This is a genomic window from Mycobacterium sp. NGS57, from assembly GCF_059812405.1.
In genome coordinates this window covers 503,497-522,480 of sequence record NZ_JCALCP010000001.1, presented here as the reverse complement: position 1 = coordinate 522,480, position 18,984 = coordinate 503,497, and the positions used below count along the sequence as shown (strand labels likewise).

The 18,984-nt window shown below is 68.4% G+C and carries 17 protein-coding genes; 5 read left to right on the top strand and 12 right to left on the bottom strand.

What is annotated here, in order from left to right:
* Positions 1 to 4 precede the first annotated feature (4 nt).
* Positions 5 to 403: an ATPase gene (locus AC5Y43_RS02665; RefSeq protein ID WP_499969395.1), complete on the top strand. Its 399-nt coding sequence runs from the start codon at positions 5 to 7 to the stop codon at positions 401 to 403.
* Between the two features lie 5 nt (positions 404 to 408).
* Here the strand turns inward: AC5Y43_RS02665 and AC5Y43_RS02660 are convergent, their stop codons facing one another.
* Genes AC5Y43_RS02660 through AC5Y43_RS02640 form a run of 5 tightly spaced genes read right to left on the bottom strand, consistent with a single transcriptional unit; the run spans position 409 to position 6,192 of the window.
* Positions 409 to 1,380 carry an NAD-dependent epimerase/dehydratase family protein gene (locus tag AC5Y43_RS02660; RefSeq protein ID WP_499969017.1) on the bottom strand — a complete coding sequence of 324 codons (972 nt, stop codon included), beginning with the start codon at positions 1,378 to 1,380 and terminating at the stop codon, positions 409 to 411.
* A gap of 2 nt (positions 1,381 to 1,382) precedes the next feature.
* Entirely contained in the window at positions 1,383 to 3,083 is a 1,701-nt protein-coding gene (locus AC5Y43_RS02655; RefSeq protein ID WP_499969015.1) for a nitric oxide reductase activation protein NorD, read from the bottom strand.
* Positions 3,080 to 3,898, bottom strand: a complete 819-nt coding sequence (locus AC5Y43_RS02650; protein WP_499969013.1) for a CbbQ/NirQ/NorQ/GpvN family protein — start codon at positions 3,896 to 3,898, stop codon at positions 3,080 to 3,082. The genes AC5Y43_RS02655 and AC5Y43_RS02650 overlap by 4 nt, the downstream gene beginning before the upstream one ends.
* Positions 3,899 to 5,023: a spirocyclase AveC family protein gene (locus tag AC5Y43_RS02645; RefSeq protein WP_499969392.1), complete on the bottom strand. Its 1,125-nt coding sequence runs from the start codon at positions 5,021 to 5,023 to the stop codon at positions 3,899 to 3,901. It lies immediately after the preceding gene.
* A 23-nt stretch (positions 5,024 to 5,046) separates the two neighbouring features.
* Positions 5,047 to 6,192 carry a spirocyclase AveC family protein gene (locus tag AC5Y43_RS02640; RefSeq protein WP_499969011.1) on the bottom strand — a complete coding sequence of 382 codons (1,146 nt, stop codon included), beginning with the start codon at positions 6,190 to 6,192 and terminating at the stop codon, positions 5,047 to 5,049.
* 104 nt (positions 6,193 to 6,296) lie between these two features.
* Here AC5Y43_RS02640 and AC5Y43_RS02635 point away from each other — a divergent pair, with 104 nt between their 5' ends.
* Positions 6,297 to 6,899 carry a TetR/AcrR family transcriptional regulator gene (locus AC5Y43_RS02635; RefSeq protein WP_499969009.1) on the top strand — a complete coding sequence of 201 codons (603 nt, stop codon included), beginning with the start codon at positions 6,297 to 6,299 and terminating at the stop codon, positions 6,897 to 6,899.
* Here the strand turns inward: AC5Y43_RS02635 and ppc are convergent.
* The 5 genes from ppc to gap all read right to left on the bottom strand — a co-directional run bounded on the left by ppc (position 6,896) and on the right by gap (position 13,182).
* Positions 6,896 to 9,730, bottom strand: coding sequence for a phosphoenolpyruvate carboxylase (gene ppc / locus AC5Y43_RS02630; protein WP_499969007.1), 2,835 nt, complete (start codon positions 9,728 to 9,730; stop codon positions 6,896 to 6,898). The genes AC5Y43_RS02635 and ppc overlap by 4 nt on opposite strands.
* Positions 9,731 to 9,865: 135 nt before the next feature.
* Positions 9,866 to 10,099 carry a preprotein translocase subunit SecG gene (gene secG, locus AC5Y43_RS02625; protein WP_499969005.1) on the bottom strand — a complete coding sequence of 78 codons (234 nt, stop codon included), beginning with the start codon at positions 10,097 to 10,099 and terminating at the stop codon, positions 9,866 to 9,868.
* A 30-nt stretch (positions 10,100 to 10,129) separates the two neighbouring features.
* The gene (gene tpiA / locus AC5Y43_RS02620) at positions 10,130 to 10,915 is read right to left on the bottom strand and encodes a triose-phosphate isomerase (RefSeq protein WP_499969002.1); all 786 of its coding nucleotides are present in this window, start codon (positions 10,913 to 10,915) and stop codon (positions 10,130 to 10,132) included.
* Between the two features lie 10 nt (positions 10,916 to 10,925).
* The gene (locus tag AC5Y43_RS02615) at positions 10,926 to 12,158 is read right to left on the bottom strand and encodes a phosphoglycerate kinase (protein WP_499969000.1); all 1,233 of its coding nucleotides are present in this window, start codon (positions 12,156 to 12,158) and stop codon (positions 10,926 to 10,928) included.
* Positions 12,159 to 12,162: 4 nt separating this feature from the next.
* Complete coding sequence (gene gap, locus AC5Y43_RS02610) at positions 12,163 to 13,182, bottom strand: type I glyceraldehyde-3-phosphate dehydrogenase (protein ID WP_499968998.1); 1,020 nt, start codon at positions 13,180 to 13,182, stop codon at positions 12,163 to 12,165.
* Between the two features lie 295 nt (positions 13,183 to 13,477).
* Between gap and AC5Y43_RS02605 the strand changes: the two genes are divergently transcribed.
* Both AC5Y43_RS02605 and AC5Y43_RS02600 read left to right on the top strand, forming a co-directional pair.
* Positions 13,478 to 14,098: a beta-xylosidase gene (locus AC5Y43_RS02605; RefSeq protein WP_499968996.1), complete on the top strand. Its 621-nt coding sequence runs from the start codon at positions 13,478 to 13,480 to the stop codon at positions 14,096 to 14,098.
* Positions 14,099 to 14,169: 71 nt separating this feature from the next.
* Complete coding sequence (locus tag AC5Y43_RS02600; protein WP_499968995.1) at positions 14,170 to 14,976, top strand: L,D-transpeptidase; 807 nt, start codon at positions 14,170 to 14,172, stop codon at positions 14,974 to 14,976.
* On the opposite strand, the gene AC5Y43_RS02595 is transcribed toward AC5Y43_RS02600, so the two are convergent.
* Both AC5Y43_RS02595 and AC5Y43_RS02590 read right to left on the bottom strand, forming a co-directional pair.
* Positions 14,942 to 16,387, bottom strand: coding sequence for a phytoene desaturase family protein (locus tag AC5Y43_RS02595; RefSeq protein WP_499968993.1), 1,446 nt, complete (start codon positions 16,385 to 16,387; stop codon positions 14,942 to 14,944). The two genes, AC5Y43_RS02600 and AC5Y43_RS02595, sit on opposite strands and share 35 nt — an antisense overlap.
* Positions 16,384 to 18,120, bottom strand: a complete 1,737-nt coding sequence (locus AC5Y43_RS02590) for a DUF3556 domain-containing protein (RefSeq protein ID WP_499968991.1) — start codon at positions 18,118 to 18,120, stop codon at positions 16,384 to 16,386. Before AC5Y43_RS02590 ends, AC5Y43_RS02595 begins: the two co-directional genes overlap by 4 nt.
* 122 nt (positions 18,121 to 18,242) lie before the next feature.
* Between AC5Y43_RS02590 and AC5Y43_RS02585 the strand changes: the two genes are divergently transcribed.
* Positions 18,243 to 18,983, top strand: coding sequence for a 1-acyl-sn-glycerol-3-phosphate acyltransferase (locus AC5Y43_RS02585; protein WP_499969390.1), 741 nt, complete (start codon positions 18,243 to 18,245; stop codon positions 18,981 to 18,983).
* Position 18,984: the final 1 nt, after the last annotated feature.

Below are 18,984 nucleotides of genomic sequence, written 5' to 3'. Positions count from 1 at the left end.
CATAATTACCCTCATGGCAGATCGAACCGTGCGCGGCGGGCCCGAGCGAAGCCGGATCAAGACCCTCACCCAGGCCGCCCTGAACGCCGACAAGACCGTCGAGCAGGTCGAAGACGTGCTCGACGGGCTCAGCCGGACGATGACCGAGCTGAACAGCTCGCTGTCCAATCTCAACGCCACCGTGGAACGCATGGAGAGCGGCCTCGACCACCTCGACGGGACGCTGTCCAGCCTGGACGACCTTGCCCGGCGGCTCGTCGTGCTGGTCGAGCCGCTGGAGACCATCGTCAAGCGGGTGGACACCATGCTGAAGATGGGCGAGACGGTGATGTCGCCGCTGGCGGTCACCGAGAACGCGGTACGCGGCGTGATGGACAAGCTGCGCAACCGGACCGTGCAGTAGGCCGCTCAGCCGGCTCGCCGGTTCTGCTGGAAATATTTCGAGCTGCGGATCACGAACCACGTCGCGAGCGGGCGCACCACCCGGATCAGCGGCACCAGCATCCCGAAGTCTTTTTTCATGTCCGCCAATTGCTCGGCGAGCCCGCGTTTCTGGTAGCCCAGCAGGCGCTGGCTGTCCTCGGTGTCCACCCAATCGCCGAAGAAGCGGGGCGGCTCTTGGCGCACGAAGGCGTCGGCCGGGATCGGGCCGATCCCGATCGTCGTCATCAGGGCGTTGACGAAGTCGTAGTAGGTCATCCGGCAGTCCGGGCCGCCGGCGATGAACAGCGTCTGCCCGACCGCCTCCGCGCAGCCCACCGCGCGGGCGAACGCCGTCCCGGCGTCGGTGGGATGCAAAAACTCGAACCGCGCGTCGGGGCTGAACTCGAACATGATGCTGGGGTCCTGCGCCTGCAGGTGAATGGGCGTCACGGCCGCCAGGCGCAGGATGCTCCACCGCAGCCGCGACTGCCGGATCGCCTGCTCGCAAGCCACTTTCTGGCGCCCGTACTCGTCGGTCGGAGACACCGGGCTGTCGGCGCGCAGGGGCGGGTGGCGATCCTGGACGTCGCCGAAGATCCCTTGCGACGACGCGAAGACCAGCCGGTTGGCGGTGGGCGACGCCTCCATCTGCGCGATCAGCCCGCGCGTCGCGTCGAGGTTGATCCGCCGGGCCAGCTCGGGCCGCTGCTCGGAGTACGGCGGGATGATGGCGGCCAGATGGATCACCGCGTCGACGCCGTCCAGGGCGAGGCGAACCGATTCGGCGTCGGTGATGTCGCCCCACACGAAGCGCACCGCCCCCCGCACACCCGACGCCAGCTTGTGTGCCCGGCGGGATTCGATGTCGAAGGCGACGACGTCGTGCCCCTCGGCGAGCAATGCCTCCAGCGTGGGCAGGCCGATGTTGCCCAGCGCGCCCGTCAACAACACCTTCATGGCTATCCTCTCGACGGTTGGGGCGCGGCCAGTTCCCGCAGCGACGACAAAAACAGCTCGTCCATGCGGGGACTCAGCTCGCTGAGGGTCGCGGCCCTGGCGTGGCTGGCGGAACCGAAGACGCGTTCGAGCGCATCGGTGGCCGTGGCGGCACCGAGGGAAAGGCAAAGGCACGCAACGCCATCCGCGCGGAGTTCTTCGAGCGCCTTGTGGGCGTCGGCTTCGGCGTAACGGCCTTCGTAGCCGTCGTCGTAGGGGAAGCCGTCGGAGAGGACCAGTAGCAGCCGATTCGGCGTTCCCGCTTCGGTTTTGAGGATCTCCCCCGCGCCGCGGATGGCGGCGCCGAGGCGGGTGTAGCTCGCCGGTTGGAGCTGATTGAGCCGCGCCCGTCCGATGGCGCCGAAACTTTGGTCGAACGTCTTGATGACCGGCAGATGGACAGCGTGGCGACTTTGAGATCGGAATGCGTAGACAGCGACGCGGTCGCCGAGCTCCTCGAGTGTGACGGACAGGGTGGCGGCCGCCCGCCGCTGGTGGTCATGCACCGCCAGGCCGTCCGGGTCGCTGTCGGTGGCCGACCCCGACGCGTCGATCAAAATGAGCACGCCGAGATTGCGGGCAAGTTTGCGCCGCTCCAGGTAGACGTGTTCGGGCGGGGAAAAGCCGGATTGCAGATCGACGAACAGGTCGATGAGCGCCTCGATGTCGAGGTCGTCCCCGTCGGCCCGGCCGCGCAGGACCTTCGGGCCCAGGCCGACCCGGGCCAGGCGGCGCCGCAGCACATCGTCGTGCGCCACACCGGCATCGGCGACATCGGCGGCGGCGGTCAGGGGAAAGTCGATGACCCGGCACCAGTCGGGCTTGTACCGGTCGTTGAAGACGTCCCACTCCGGATACAGGGCGCCGCCCACGCCCATCGCCGCGCCGGGCTTGTCGTCGTCGGTGAACTGGATCGGCGTGGGCAGAGGACGGGCATTCGGCCCGATTTCTTGTACCCGCCGCAGTGAGCGAACTGTCATCTCGGAGCCCGCGGCCGCCTCTCCGGAAGAACGCGAACCGCCGAACATCTTGCGGAAGTAGTCCGACATCGATCGGTTGTTGAAGAGCGGACTTTCGAACAGTTTGAGGATCTTGCTCCCCCCGGACTGCCCGCCGTCGTCTTGGTCGTCGTGCTCCGCCTCGGGCATGTCGATGGGATCGAACTGCAATTGGAGGTCTTTGTCGGTGGGCTGTCCGCCCGGCGCGGCGGGCGCCGCCATCAACCGGGAGGGTTTGATGACACCGAACCACCCCGGTGGGTCGGGAACATTGGTTCGGCTCTTGGCCACCTCGAGTGACTCATCGGCGCTCGCGGTACTGGGTTGTCCGTCCGGCAGGAGCCCCGGATCGAGCGGCATCTGCCGGGCGAGTTCGGCGAGAACCCGCCGACCTTCGAGCGCCAGGTAGCGGCGCGCCAATGTGGAACGCGCCCGCAAGCCCCGAACCAATCGCGGATCGAGGCTTCCCGCACCGAGAAGCGCGGCCTGGACCACCATCTCGCGGCGCCGCTCCCCGACCGGGCCGGGCGAGACGAAGATGAACCGGCCGTCGGTGTGCGCGGGCTGGCCGGCGGGCGCCTCGGTGACGTCGACGGACCGGCCGGCGATGTGGGTGGCGAGGAACCGGAACCGGCCAGGGTTGTCGGGATCGGAAGCGTCGGTCACTTCTGGGGCAGGACAGCGTTGACGAGTTCGTCGAGGGCGCGGATGACATCGTCGTCGTCGGAGAGCACCTGAACGACGGCCGCGTGCACCGCACTGCGCAGGTTCAGCCCTTCGGCCGCGAGGCCACCGGCGAGAATCAACATGCGCGTGGAGGACACTTCACGCAACGGTGAGCCCTCGAGGTTCCGGATGGCGTACGCGAGCTTGACCAGGGCACGTGCGGTCTCGGTGTCGATCCCGGCTTCGTAGGCAACCACCTCGGTCTCGACCTCCGGCGACGGATAGCCGAGCTCGATCGCGACGAAGCGCTGACGGGTCGACTCCTTGAGGTTCTTCAGGACGCTCTGGTAGCCGGGGTTGTAGGAAATCACCAACTGAAATCCTGGTGCCGCCTGCAGTGTCGTGCCGAGCCGGTCGACGGGCAGCTCGCGGCGGTGGTCGGCGAGCGGATGGATGACCACGGTGGTGTCCTGGCGCGCCTCCACCACCTCGTCCAGATAGAAGATGGCGCCCTCGCGCACCGCGCGCGTCAAAGGCCCGTCCACCCAGACGGTTTCACCGCCCTTGAGCAGGAAACGACCCACCAGATCGGCCGACGTCATGTCCTCGTGGCCCGCAACGGTGATCAGGTCCCGGCCCAATTGGTGGGCCATCGCCTCCACGAATCGTGTCTTTCCGCATCCCGTGGGGCCTTTCAACAACACGGGCAGACCGCGGCGCGCCGCCGCGCGGAAGACCTCCACCTCGTCGCCGACGGCACGGTAGAACGGCGCGTCCGAAAGGGAGCGAACGGTTGCGGGTTGACTGTTCAACAATTACTTCCCCCGATCGAACGGAATGGTTTTCGGAAGCTCCACGCCCGGCGGAAGAACAAGCCTGCCATCCTGATCGACGTAACCGGAGCGCTTGGTCGGCATCGGCAGCGCGGGATCCGGGCATGGCGTGCCGGTCCCGTCACCGCAGATGCCGCCGTTGAAGTACGAACGCTTCAGGTGGTCTTCGGGCCACGGGTCTGCGTGCATGCCGATCCATTGCGCGGGGATGTTGTAGAACACGAAGAAGCACGCGCTGACCCCCGCGAAGATCGCCAGAAAACGGGTGAACTGCTGGCGCGCGAGCCCGCCCCGGACGTGGTCCAGGCCGCGTTCGACGACGGTGCGGCCGCGATCGTCGGTGAAGTAGCGCAGGCAGCACAGCGCGGCCTGCACGCCTCCCCACATCAGCCCTTCGTAGACGGGCCACTGGTAGTAGGTGCCGGCGTTGATCGACACCGACCGGATCGAACCGGGATACGTGTAGAAACCGATCGGCAGCAGGACCAGTCCCTCCATCACAAAGTCGAAGAGGAACGCGATCCCGTAGGTGGCCACGATCAGCCGCAGGTTGCTGATGTTTGGCCAGCGCCCCTTGATCTTTCGCATGACCCAGCAGCCGACGATGGTGATCAGCAGAACGCCATAGGCGTATCCCGGCGCGTTCGTCAGCAGCGGTTCGGCCACCTGGCGGCCAGGTTCCTCGGGCGACACCCACCCCGGGATGTGCGAGGACCACGAACCCCGATTGAACAGCCAGGTGTTGTAGGTGCACCACGTGTTGAAGTAGTTCAGCAACGGGTCCTGGAAGAACATCAGGCCCATCGACGCAAAGAGCATGCCGTCCAACGTGATTCGTCGCTCGCGGCGCCAGGGCCTGACGATGAACCACCACAGCGCGAACGGCAGGCCGACCCAGAGCACGACGGCATTCGCCATCAGTGGCACTTTCATGTACATCGGCGGATCGCTCGGCCCGGTGGGCACCCGCTCGAAATAGGGCCCGGTGATCCAGCGGATCCACACGTACACCTGCAGCGCCAGGATCGCACCGCCCACGACGGCCCAAATCCGCACCGGCTTGGCCGGGGCTTGGACTTGGTCACTGGGCGAGGTCGCTCCGCCGATCGTCTCGGTGGGCGCCCGGCTCGTCACTTCCCGCGCTCCAGGGGAACGTTCTTGGGGAGCTTTACGCCATCGGGCAGGACCAGCTGGCCGTCGTGGTTGATGTAGCCGGAATTCGTCAGGGGCACCGGCAGCGCAGGGTCGGGGCAGGGCCGGTCGGTGTCTCCGCCGCAGATGCCCATCAGGAAGTACGAGCGCTTCAGGATGTCGTCGGGCCAGGGATCCTGGTGCATGGCGAACCACTGGGCCGGCAGATTGTAGAAGACGAAGAAGAAGGCGCTGCACGCGGCGAAGATCGCCAGGAAGCGGGTCAACTGCTGTCGGGCGAGCCCGCCCCGGACTTGGTCGAGCCCGCGCTCGACGAAGGTCCGGCCGCGATCGTCGGTGAAGTAGCGCATGCAGCACAGACCGGCCTGTACACCGCCCCACATCAGCCCTTCGTAGAGCGGCCACTGGTAGTAGGTGCCCGGATTGACCGACAGAGCGCGAATAGCGCCGGGGTAGGTGAACAGCCCCATCGGCATGAGGAACAGGCCCTCGATGACGAAGTCGAATAAGAATGTCCAGGCGATCACCACGCCGATCAGGCCGAAGGTGTTGATGTTGGGCCACCGCTGCTTGGCTTTGCGCATGACCCAGCATCCGAGCATCGTGCACAGCAGCACGAAGAAGTAGCCGGGCGCGTTCATCAGGAACGGTTCGGCCATCATGGCGCCCGGTTTGCCGAACGACACCCAACCCGGAATGTCTTGGACCCACGAGCCCCGGTTCCACATCCAGGTGTTGTAGGTGCTCCACGTGTTGAAGTAGTTCAGCAGCGGATCCTGAAAGAACAGCAGGCCGCATGAGATCAGGAGCATGCCGTCGAGGGTGATTCGCCGCTCCCGACGCCACGGCCGAATGATGAACCACCAGAAGGCAATCGGCAGGCCGACCACTATCACGGCGGTCCAGGTGAACAGGATCGCCTTCATGAACATCGGCGGTTCGGTCGGTCCCGGGGCGACGCGCTCGAAGTGGGGCCCGGTGAGCCACCGGATCCATACGTACAGCTGGAAAGCCAGAATGACGCCCCCGGCGGCGGCCCAGATCCGCACGGGCTTGGCCCTGGATCGAGGCTGGACGCCCAGCGACTCCAGCGACGCGCTCTTCTTGCTGGACAGTTCGGTCATGACGCTGTCTCCTCATGGGGTCGTCGGCCGGCCACCCGGAAATATACCAATCGGTATCTGGTTGACCAAGAGTATTCTCAGATTCTTGTGGCACAATCGCCGGCATGGTTGAGCGTTGGACGCGGGAGCGACGCCTCGAACACACCCGTTCGGTGCTGCTCGACGCCGCGGAGGAGGTCTTCGCCGAAAAGGGCTTCATGGCAGCATCTCTGGACGACATCGCGGGGGCCGCGGGCTACACCAAGGGCGCCATCTACAAGCACTTCGCCACCAAGGAAGACCTCTTCCTGGCGGTCAGCGACCGCTACTGGCGCCGCTATTTCGACAACTTCGCCGAGGTGATGGCCGCCGCGACGCACATCGGGGCCCGCGAGCTCGAGCAGATCGCCGCGCGCTGGCGCCAGCTCAGCTGCGACCGCGGCGCCGAGCACGCCGCGCTGGGCCACGAGTTCACCCTGTACCTGCTTCGCAATCCCGACGCGCGGGAACGGGTGGCCGCCAAGCGATCCGAGGTCGTCGAGTCGCTGGCCAAGTTCATCGTGGAGGGCATCGACCGGCTGGGTGGGGCGCTTTTGATCCCGCCCCGGACCTTCGCCCAGGTGCTCGTCGCCACCACCGACGCCGTGATGCTGGGCAGCCAGCTGGACGACATCGATCTGTTCATGCCGACCCTGCAGATGTACGTGTCGGCGATCAAGCTGCCTTAGCCGCTGTTGCGCAGCGCGCTGGCCAGCCCGTTCATGGTGAGCAGGATGCCGCGCTGCACGAGTTCGTCGTCGTCGCCGGAGCGGTAGCGGCGCAACAACTCCACCTGCAGGTGATTCAGCGGCTCCAGATACGGAAACCGGTTGAACACCGAGCGCGCCAGCGCCGGGTTGTCGGCGAGCAGGTCGTCGTGGCCGGTGATCAGCTTGTGCATGGCGATGGTGCGCCGGTGTTCGTCGGCGATCTTGTCAAAGACCCTGCGCCGCAAGGACTCGTCGGCCACCAGCTCGGCGTAGCGGGCCGCCAGGCCCAGGTCGCTCTTGGCCAGCACCTGCGCCATGTTGGACAGCACGCTGCGGAAGAATGGCCACCGCTCGTAGAGACCGTGCAGGATGTCCACCCGCTCGCTTTCGGGGCCCGCCGCGATCCACCGCTCGAACGCTGACCCGGTGCCGTACCAGCCGGGCAGCATCACCCGCGACTGGCTCCAGGCCAGCACCCACGGGATGGCGCGCAGGTCGGAGATCGACGAGGTGGGCTTGCGGGAGGTGGGCCGGCTGCCGATGTTCAGCGACCCGATCTCGCCCACGGGCGTGGAAGCCATGAAGTAGTCGACGAAACCCGGTGTCTCGTGGACCAATTCGGCGTAGGAGCGGTGCGCCAGCGCGGCGATCTCGTCGAGTACCGCGTAGGCCGGTTCGGCCGCGTCGCCGAGGCCCTCCACGTCCAGCAGCGTCGACTCCAGGGTGGCCGCCACCAGGCTCTCCAGGTTGCGCCGCGCCAGTTGCGGCTCGGCGTACTTGGCGGCGATGATCTCACCCTGCTCGGTGAGGCGAAGCGACCCGTTCACCGCGCCCGGGGGCTGCGCCAGGATGGCCTCGTAGCTGGGGCCGCCGCCGCGGCCGACGGTGCCGCCGCGGCCGTGGAAGAGCCGCAACCGGATTCCGGTCTTGCGGGCAATGTCGACGAGGTCGAGCTCGGCCCGGTACACCGCCCAGTTGGCGGCCAGGTACCCGCCGTCCTTGTTGGAGTCGGAGTAGCCGAGCATCACCTCCTGGCGCCCGTCCCGCGCGTCCACCAACGACCGATACAGCGGCAGGTCCAGCATCGCCTGCAGGATCGGCGCCCCGTTGCGCAGGTCGTCGATGGTCTCGAACAGCGGCGAGATCCCCAGGGGGCAATAGGGTTCCGGCCGCGAGGCGTCCAGCAGGCCGGCCTCCTTCAACAGGATGGCGGCCTCCAGGACGTCGGACACCGATCGGCACATCGAGATGACGTAGTTCGGCACGGCGGCCGGGCCGTAGAGCTCGACGGCGCGAGCGGCGGCGGTCAGCACGCCCAGCTCGCCGCGGGCCAGGTCGGACAGCCCCCCGCAAGCGGGCGGTGCCCCCACGCCGCGGTCACCGACCAGCGGGCGGCGGGTGGCCAGTTCGCCCGCCAGCAGTTCGACGCGTTGGTCTTCGGGCAGCGAGGCGTAGTCGCGGTGCACCCCGGCCCAGGCCAGCAGCTCGCCGACCACCTCCTCGTGGACGTCGGAGTTTTGCCGCATGTCGAGACCGGACAGGTGAAAACCGAAGTCGTGCACGGCTTCTCGCAGCCGGGCCAGCCGGTCGTCGGCGAGCAGCGCGGCGCCGTGCCCGCGCAGCGCAGCGTCGACGACGTCGAGGTCGGCCAGCAGTTCGCCCGGCGCGGCGTAGGCCGGCATCCCGAGGTCGAGCTCGTGCTGCGGGCGGCGGTCCAGGATCTGCGCGGCCGTCGCGGTAAGCCGGGCCCGGATCGCGCGCAGCGCCCGGCGGTAGGGCTCGTCGGCGCGGGCCGTCTCGTCGCAGCCCTCGGCCAGCGCGGTCAACTCGTCGGTGACCGCGATCAGCCGAGCCGACATCGACAGCTCCTGCTCGAGGTCGGTGAGCTCGGCCAGGTAGTGCGCCAGCGCGGTGAACGCGGCGCTGCCGGCGGCGCGGCGCACGACATCGCCGGTCACGTTCGGGTTGCCGTCGCGGTCGCCGCCGATCCAGGACCCGGGCTGCAGGATGGGCGCGGAAAGCAGGTCGGCGTCGGGCCAGCGATCCCTTAGCGCGCCGCGCACCTCCGCGTTGACCTGCGGGATGACCCGGAACAACGCGGCAGGGTAATACCGCAGGCCCACGTCGATCTCGTCGGTGATCTGCAGTCGCGACACCCGCACCAGCGCGGTCTGCCACAGCGTCAGCACCTGGCGGCGCAGCTCGAGCTCGATGTCGCGGCCGTCGTCGGTTTCGGTGTGCCCCGCGGCCCGCAGCCGCATCAACGCGGTGATGCGGTGCTGGGTGATGAACACCGTGCGCCGCCGCGTCTCGGTGGGGTGGGCGGTGATGACCGGGGAGACCAGCGCGCCGCGCAGCGCGTCGGCGACGGTGGCCGAATCGAGTTGCGCCCGATCGAGTTTGGCGTAGGTGGCGGCCAGGCTGCTGTCCTGCGGGGGCTCCCCGGCCGCGACGTGGATGTCGCGCCGCCGCTCGCGGTGGATGTCCTCGGCCACGTTGGCCAGCAGCGCGAAGTGGCTGAACGCCCGAATGACCGGGATCGCCCGGTGGATGTCGATGCGAGAGAACATGCGCGCCATCTCGGACCGGTCGATCTCGGAGCGCCGCACCCGGAAGGCCTCGACCCGGGCGCGCTCGACGAGGTCGAAGACCTCCTCGCCGTTGTGCTCGCGCACGGTGTCGCCGAGGATGGCGCCGAGCAGGCGGATGTCGGCGCGCATCGGCTCGGTGGCCTCGCGACCGATGCGGGTGCGCTGGACGGCGCCGATGGGTTCCAGCGCGGTGTCGGGGCCCTCGGGGGCGTCAGCCATGCGGTCCAGTATCGGCGGCGAGGGGACGGCACGCCCGTTCGGGAGTCGGCGCCGGCCGGTCGAAAGTGAAGCTCACGACGCGTCGCCGGCGTGTCGCGTCGTGTATTTCACACTCGGCGATGTGGAAGGGACGTGTCAGTGGTACTTGATGAGCATGGCCACGCCGACGATGCACACCAGCCAGATGCCGACGACGAACAGCGTCAGGCGGTCGAGGTTCTTCTCGACGACGGTCGACCCGGACAGGCTCGACTGCACGCCGCCGCCGAACAGCGTCGACAGGCCGCCGCCCTTGGCGCGGTGCAGCAACACCAAGAGCACCACCAGCACGCTGGTGACGACCAGGGTGATCTGCAGGGCCAATTCCATGCCGAAAAGCCTACCGGTGCGCCGGCGCCCCTAAGGCAGGGGGCCGCCGGCGGCGATGGCGGCCAGCGTCGCGAACTGCTCGCCGTCCAGCGACGCGCCGCCGACCAACGCCCCGTCGATATCGTCCTGCGCGGCGATGTCGCCGATGTTCTTGGCGTTCACCGACCCGCCGTAGAGCACCCGCACGGTGTCGGCGACCTGCGCCGAGGCGAGCGACGCCAACGCCGACCGGACCGCCGCGCACACCTCCTGAGCGTCGGACGCGCTGGCCACCCGACCGGTTCCGATCGCCCACACCGGCTCGTAGGCGACGACGACCTTGGCGATCTGCTCGGCCGACAGCCCGGCCAGCGAGCCGCGCAGCTGCCCCTCGCAGTGGGCCACGTGGTCGCCGGCCTCCCGGACCTCGAGGTGCTCGCCAATGCACACGATCGGGGTGAGTTCGTGCTTGAGCGCGGCGGCGGCCTTGGCGGCCACCAGCGCGTCGTCCTCGTGGTGGTAGGTGCGCCGCTCGGAGTGCCCGACGACGACGAAGCTGCAGCCGAGCTTGGCCAGGAAGGCGCCGCTGATCTCGCCCGTGTAGGCGCCCGAGTCGTGCTGGGACAGGTCCTGGGCGCCGTAGGTCAGCCGCAGCTTGTCGCCGTCGACCAGGGTTTGCACGCTGCGCAGGTCGGTGAACGGCGGGATGACCGTGACGTCGACCTTGTCGTAGTACTTGTCCGGCAGCGCGAAGGCGATCTTCTGCACCAGCGCGATCGCCTCGAAGTGATTGAGGTTCATCTTCCAGTTGCCGGCGATCAGTGGCTTGCGGATCACGAGTCTCCCATCACTCGGTGTGAATCGGCTGGGCACGGCCCAGTACCTCGATGCCGGGCAGCGTCTTGCCCTCGAGGTATTCCAGCGACGCGCCGCCGCCGGTGGAGATGTGCGAGAAGGCGTCCTCGGGGATGCCGAGCGCGCGCACCGCGGCCGCGGAATCGCCGCCGCCCACCACGGAGAAGGCGCCCTTGCCGGTCGCCGCGGCGATCGCCTCGGCGACCCCCTTGGTGCCGGCGGCGAACGCCGGGAACTCGAACACGCCCATCGGGCCGTTCCAGAAGACGGTGCTGGCGTTGGACAGCAGCGCCGCGAAGCGCTTGACCGACTCCGGCCCGATGTCCAGCCCCATCATGTCGCCCGGGATGGCGTCGCACGACACCGTCTGCGGCGGCGAGTCCGCCGCGAACTTCTCGGCGACCACGATGTCCCTGGGTAGCCGCAGCACGTCGGCGTAGGTGTCCAGCAGCCGGCGGCAGGTGTCGACCATCTCGGCCTCCAGCAGCGACGTGCCCACCGAAAGACCCTGCGCGGCAAGGAAAGTGAAGCACATGCCGCCGCCGATCACGATGCTGTCAGCCTTGGTGGCCAGCGACTCGATGACGCCGAGCTTGTCGGAGACCTTCGAACCGCCGAGCACCACCGCGTAGGGCCGCGTGGTCGAGCTGGTCAACTGCTCGAGCACCCGGATCTCCTCGGCCACCAGCGTGCCGGCGTAGTGCGGCAGCAGGGTGGCGACGTCGTACACCGAGGCCTGTTTGCGGTGCACCACCCCGAAGCCGTCGGAGACGAACGCGCCGTCCGGCCCGACCAATTCGGCCAGCTGCCGGGCCAACGCCAGCCGTTCGCCGTCGTCCTTGCTGGTCTCGCGCGCGTCGAAGCGGATGTTTTCCAGCAGCAGCACGTCGCCGTCGGTCAGCCCCTCGGAGCGGGCCAGCGCGTCGGAGCCCACGACGTCGCCGGCCAGCTGCACGTGCCGGCCGAGCCGCTCGCCGAGCGCCGCGGCGACCGGCGCCAGCGACAGTTTCGGGTCGGGCCCGTTTTTGGGGCGCCCCAGGTGCGCGGTGACCACGACCCTGGCGCCGGCGTCGACCAGCGCCCGTAGCGTCGGCACCGACGCGGTGATGCGGCCGGGATCGGTGATACTGCCCTCGTCGAGCGGCACGTTCAGATCGGAGCGCACCAGCACGCCGCGACCCGAAACTCCTTCGGCCAGAAGGTCGGAGAGGGTCGGAACGCTCACGGGCTTACAGCGACTTGCCGACCAGCGCGACCAGGTCGACGAGGCGGTTGGAGTAGCCCCACTCGTTGTCGTACCAGGACACCACCTTGGCCTGGTCGTCGATCACCTTGGTCAGGCCGGAATCGAAGATCGAGCTGTGCGGGTCGGTGACGATATCGCTGGAGACGATCGGCGCGTCGTAGTACTTCAGGATGCCCTTCATCGGGCCCTCGGCGGCCGCCTTCATCGCGGCGTTGATCTCGTCGGCGGTGGCGGACTTCTTCAGCTCCGCGGTCAGATCCGTGACCGAGCCGGTGGGGATCGGCACCCGCAGCGCGTACCCGTCGAGCTTGCCCTTGAGGTTGGGCATCACCAGCCCGATGGCCTTGGCGGCGCCGGTCGAGGTCGGCACGATGTTCAGCGCGGCGGCGCGGGCGCGGCGCAGGTCCTTGTGCGGCCCGTCCTGCAGGTTCTGGTCCTGGGTGTAGGCGTGGATGGTGGTCATCAGGCCCTTGACGATGCCGAACTCGTCGTCGAGCACTTTGGCCAGCGGCGCAAGGCAATTCGTGGTGCACGACGCGTTGGAGATGATGTTCTGGCTGCCGTCGTACTTGTCGTCGTTGACGCCCAGCACGATCGTGATGTCCTCGTCGGTGGCCGGTGCCGAGATGATCACCTTCTTGGCGCCGGCGTCCAGGTGGCCCTTGGCCTTGGCGGCGTTGGTGAAGATGCCGGTGGATTCCACGACGACGTCGACGCCCAGGTCCCCCCAAGGCAGCGCCGCCGGGCCCTCCTTGACCTCCAGCGCCTTGATCTTGGTGGTGCCCACGACGATCGTGTCGTCGCCCTCGAGGCTGACGTCGTAGGGCAGCCGGCCCAGGATGGAGTCGAATTTCAGCAGGTGCGCCAGGCTGGCATTGTCGGTGAGGTCGTTGACCGCGACCACCTCGATGTCGGCGCCGCCCTGCTCCTGTTGAGCCAGCAAGGCCCGGTAGAAGTTGCGTCCGATTCGACCGAAGCCGTTGATGCCTACTCGGACCGTCACGTCATCTCTCCCTGTCTTCTCATGTGCTCATCAGTCCGCTGATGAAGCGCTCGCCGCCAGCCTAGATCAGTGACGCGCGCCACCCTCGGCCGGGAAGAGTGCTGGGCTTTTACCGGGGCGCAAACACCCGCGGTCACCGGAGCGTGTCTGGTTTGTATCGGTTCTATAAGCCCCGGAATCGTCGCGTGTCCAATAGCGATCGGCGGCCCTACATTCGACACGGCTGCGGTACGGCTATGCGGTTTCGCTGCCCCGGATGTTGCGGAAAAACTGAGTGCTGAAGGAGTGGGCCGGGATGACGGTCTTTGATCGGTTCTACATCAAAGTGGGTGCTATCGCCGGGCTGTGCGGGGCCGCCATAGCGTTGAGCCCGACTGCTGCGGCCGGTCCGCTGAAGACCGGCGGGACGGCGTGCGTCGAGGGGATGTCCGGCGAGGCGCCGGCGGCCGGCGGCCCGATCGCCGGTGGGCCGGCTGCCGCGGGCGGGGCGGGGGCGGCCGGCGCGCCGGCGGCGACCGGCCAGGTGTGCACGGCCAGCGCCCCGGTCACCGACATGTCCGGTGTCCCGCTGGCGGTGCCGGGGCCCCTGCCGGTGGTGCCGGTCGGTGCCCCGCTGATCGCCCTGGGGCCCCCGTTGCCCGTCGGCGCGCCCGTGCCCGTCGGCGCCCCGCTGCCGATCGGCGCTCCCCTGCCGATCGGTGCGCCGCTGCCGATCGGCGCGCCGCTGCCGATCGGTGCGCCGCTGCCGGTGGGCGCGCCCATTCTGGCCGGCGGCCCGGTGGGTGCGCCGCTGCCGGCCGGCGCTCCCATCATCGACATGTCGGGAACCTATGCGGGCAAGGGTGACCCGGTGGGCCCGCCGCCGGCCGGTGGGCCGGTGCCCGGTCAGCCGATCGCGCCCGGCCCCGCGCACTGACACGGGATCGAATTGTCCACCCGCCCCGGCACATTGGGTGCCGGGGCGCCCCCTCAAAAGGAACTGGAGCCATGCGTGCCGTCGTTCGCTGTGTTCTCGCGGTGATCGCGATCGCCGCGAGTGTGGTTGGTGGGCCGGTCAACGTGCGCCTGGCGGCCGGCTACCAGCCGTATGGGTCGGCAATCGCGTCGATCGTGCCGACGCGCGGCGCGGTGGTGGGCGTGGCGCATCCCGTGGTCGTGACGTTCCGCGCGCCGGTCACCGACCGGCAGGCCGCCGAAGGCGCCCTCGCGATCACGTCGGCTCCGGCGATGACCGGCAAGTACGAATGGCTTGACAATGACGTCGTGCGCTGGGCTCCCGACCGGTTCTGGCCGGCGCACAGCACGGTGGCGCTGTCGGTGGGCGGCGTGGCCACCGAATTCCAGACCGGCCCCGCCGTCGTCGGGGTGGCCAGCATCTCCCAGCACACGTTCACCGTGAGCATCGACGGGGTCGAGGCGGGACCGCCGCCGTCGCTGCCCGCGCCGCACCACCGGCCCCACTTCGGCGAGCAGGGGGTGCTGCCGGCCTCGATGGGCAGGCCCGAGTACGCGACCCCGGTGGGCACCTACACCGTCCTGTCCAAAGAACGCTCGGTGGTCATGGATTCCAGCAGCGTCGGCATCCCCGTCGACGACCCGGACGGCTATGTGATCCCGGTGGACTACGCGGTCCGCATCTCCGGGCGCGGCCTGTTCGTGCACTCGGCGCCGTGGGCCGTCAACGCCATGGGGCTGGAGAACGTCAGCCACGGCTGCATCAGCCTGAGCCCCGCCGACGCCGAGTGGTACTTCGACAACGTCAGCGTCGGCGACCCGGTGATCGTGCAGGAATAATCCGCAGCCACCGCAGCGCCGAGTCCGCGGCGTGGTAGCCGCACAGCCCGTGGATGCCGGCGCCCGGCGGGGTGGATTGCGAACACAGGTACACGCCAGGGACACCGGTCGCGTACGGGTTGACCGAGACGCGCGGCCGGAAGATGACCTGCAGGCCGTCGTTGGCGCCGCCAATGATGTCGCCGCCGATGAAGTTCGGGTTGTAGGCCTGCAGATCGGCGGTACCGCTGGTGACGGTGGCGACGACGCGATCGCGGAATCCGGGCGCGAAGCGCTCGATCTGGTCGGTGATGATCTCGGTGGCATCGCCGGTGTAGCCGAACGGCACGTGGGCGTAGGCGTAGATCGGGTTGATATTGCCGGCCGAGCGTGACGGGTCGGCCAGGTACTGCTGCCCAAGGATGATGAACGGCCGCCGGTACATCCGTCCTTGCGACCGCTCCCGTTCGCTATGTGCGATCTCGGCGAATGTCCCCCCCAGATGCACGATGCCGGCGTGGCCGCAGTCGGGATTGGTCCAGGGAATGTGGCCCTCGATGGCGTAGTCGACCTTGAAGGCCGAGGACCCCTGACGGTAGCGCCGGTAGGAGCGCTTGATGCGACCTGGCATGGCGTCGCCGTAGAGCCGCAGCGCCGCGGCCGGGGTGAGGTCGAGCATGACGATGTCGGCGTCGGGAATGTCTTTGCGGCTGGTCGCTGTGACGCCGGTGGTGATCGCAGCGCCGTGTTCGGCCAGGACGGTTGCCAGCGCCGCGATGATCGACCCCGATCCGCCCTCGGCTACCGGCCAGCCGTAGTGGTGCCCGCTGGCCATGAACATCAGCGCCATTGCGGCCGTCAGCGGCCGGTCGAGCCGGGTGTAAGCGTGCGCGGCCTGGCCGCCGTATAGCGCGCGCACCCGCTCGGTGCGAAACCCGCAAGCCAGCACCGTGGCCGGCAGCACCGCGCGCGGCCCGAAGGCAGCAAGCCGGATGGGGTGGTGCGGAACATGCAGGACCGGTCGCATCAGGTCTTGGCACAGCTCGTCGAAGCCGGCGGCGAGATCGCCCACCGCGAGCCGCCACCGCCGTCCGTCGGCGCCCATTTCGGCCACGGTTCGGTCGATCGACCGATACAGCAACCCCGCGGCGCCGTCGTCGAGTGGGTGCGCGCAGTCGACCTCCGGCCACTTCCAGGTCAGCCCGTAGCTCGGCAGGTCGATCTCCTCCCAGAACGGTGAACCCACTGCCATCGGATGCGCAGCCGAACAGACGTCGTGGATGAGGCCGGGCACCGTCAGCTCGCCCGAGCGCGCTCCCCCGCCGAGCGTGTCGCGGGCCTCGAGCACCTGCACGTCAACGCCGTGGCGGGCCAGGTGGATCGCGGCGGCCAGCCCGTTGGGCCCGGCGCCGACCACGACGGCCGTCGTCATGTGGTGACGTGCACGGGGATTTCGTCGCCGGGCTCGGGCCACGGCTGGCGGGTCAGCATGTCGGCGACCTCGACGTAGCCCGCCTCGATCACCCCGGCGTGCGCGTCGAGGATGCGGTACCACTGCTTCTGGATGTGGATCGGCTGTCCTTCGAGGACGATGACGCGGACGTCGCCCTCGGCGAACCCGCAGCGCCGCTGCACCGCCTCGAGCAGCTGCTCGTTGTGCAGGTGGCCCTCGCCGAAGTTCCAGCCGACGAGCGGGCCGGCGACGATCTCGCCCTCGCGGATCTTGTAGTCGGCCTCGTTCTCGATAGCGCGCGGCAACAGCGCGTTGAGCGCCCGGCCGTGCACGTGCATGGCGCGGAACGCCGCGACCTTGTCGATCATGATTTCGGCGGTCTTCGGGTCGTACATGGTGGCCAGTTGCTTGGTGACCAGCGCCGAGCTCTTGACGACGGTGGATTCGATCTTCTCCTCGGCGCCCGGGCGGAAGCACCACACGCTGGTGGCCCAGTTGCCCGCGTAGTAGCGCATCGCTGGCAGGAACGAAATCTGTTGGGGAAACATGTTTCCCGCGATCAGCGCGACGGCGAGCACGATGATCAGGGCGGCGGGCAGCAGCGGGGTGTCGAAGTCGTAGACGGTGATGGAGCCGTAGTGCCCGAACAGATAGAACAGCGAGAAGATGAAGAACACGTTCCACTCCAACGGCACCCCCATGGGGAGGTTGGACAGGATGTTGAGGTGGAAGATCACCATGAACGCGATCAGGAACCACCGCCACGGCTGGCCGCCCGCCACGAGCACCAGGACCCCCGGGACGATGAATTCCGCCGTGGTCCCGCCGACGTGGGCCATGAACTTGGGCACCCACGAGGGCCGCAGGTCGTCCACCGGGTCGAGGTACAGCGCGTGCTTGAGCCGCAGGAACAGTTTGGGGCGCAGCAGCGCGTTGTTGCTCGTCATCACCGACACGACGTACGGGAAGTGGTGGTTGAGCTTGGAAGTGGCTGCGCCCCACCACAAGCCGAGCATGATGATCTTGAACGCCGCGACCTGGTCGACGAACGGGAAGAAGAACACCAGCAGCTTGAGCCAGTAGTGTTCGCCGCGCGCGGCCAAAAAGATCGTCTTGTCGCGCAGCCCCAGCAGCACCAGGGCGACGATCGTCGGCACCACCGCGACAGGGTCGATCAGCCCGACGTCCCCGGCGGCGGTGACCGCTCCCCCGTGCCCGGGCGACACCAGCGCCCACACCCCGCCGGCCAGCACGACGGCATACAGGGCGACGTCGACGGCGGTGCGGGTGTCGCCTTTCGTGAACGGGACCTTGCCGGGCCAGGCGGGCAGCCGAATCGTGTTGGGGCGCAACCAATACAGAAACCCGCCGATCGGTGGCATGAACCGCCCGGTCAGCGGCCCGGACCCGCAGCCGAAGCCCAGCACCTCGAACAGCAACGTGAAGACGATGAACTTCTGGTACACGATCGGCTGCGTCCACCAGTCGCCGATGCGGCCCAGCCCGCCCAGCCCGGGGGTCAGCGAGATGATCGCGGCCGGGGCGGCAACATACAGGGCGATCTTGAGCGCGTAGAGCAGATACACCGCGTACGGGGTGCCGAAGCCGTGTTCGGCCCAGTGCCGGGTCACGATCTGCAGCCGCGTGGCCCGCGACTGCGCCTGCCAGGTGTCGGGGTCGGCGTCGGGCAACTCCGGTGCCATGAATCCCATGGGTGGCCTCAATCCCGTCGGAGGTGAAACCGGCTCGCGAATACAATCTATCCGTGACCGACAGCGACAGCCCAGAGATCCCGGACATCGACAAGTTCGATCCCGGCCTGACCCAGCGACTGATGGGCGTGCTGCGCCCGTTCCTCAAGACCTACTTCCGGTCGGAGGTCCGGGGCCTGGATTCCTTCCCGGCGGGCGGCGCCCTGGTCGTCGGCAACCACTCCGGCGGCATGTTCCCGATGGACGTCCCGATCTTCAGCGCCCACTTCTACGAGAAGTTCGGCTACGGCCGGCCGGTCTACACGCTGAGCCACGACATCCTCTTCATGGGGCCGACGGCGCAGTTCTTCCGGCGCACCGGCTACATCCGGGCCCACCGGGAGAACGCGGCGACCGCGCTGCGGTCCGGCGGCGTGGTGGTCGTGTTTCCCGGTGGCGACTACGACGCGTACCGGCCGACGTTGTCGGAGAACGTCATCGACTTCAACGGCCGCAAGGGATACGTCAGCACGGCGATCGAGGCCGGGGTGCCGATCGTGCCCGCGGTGTCCATCGGCGGGCAACAGACCCAGCTCTACCTGTCGCGCGGCACCTGGCTGGCTCAGCGTCTCGGCATCAAACGGTTGCTGCGCAGCGACATTCTGCCGCTGTCGTTCGGCTTCCCGTTCGGGTTTTCCGCCGCGGTCCCGCCGAACCTGCCGCTGCCCACCAAGATCGTCACGCAAGTGCTCGAACCGATCGACATCGCCGCGCAGTTCGGCGACGACCCCGACGTCGACGAGGTCGACGCCCACGTGCGCTCGGTGATGCAGCAGGGGCTCAGCGACCTGGCCGCCAAGCGCCGATTCCCGATCCTGGGCTGAG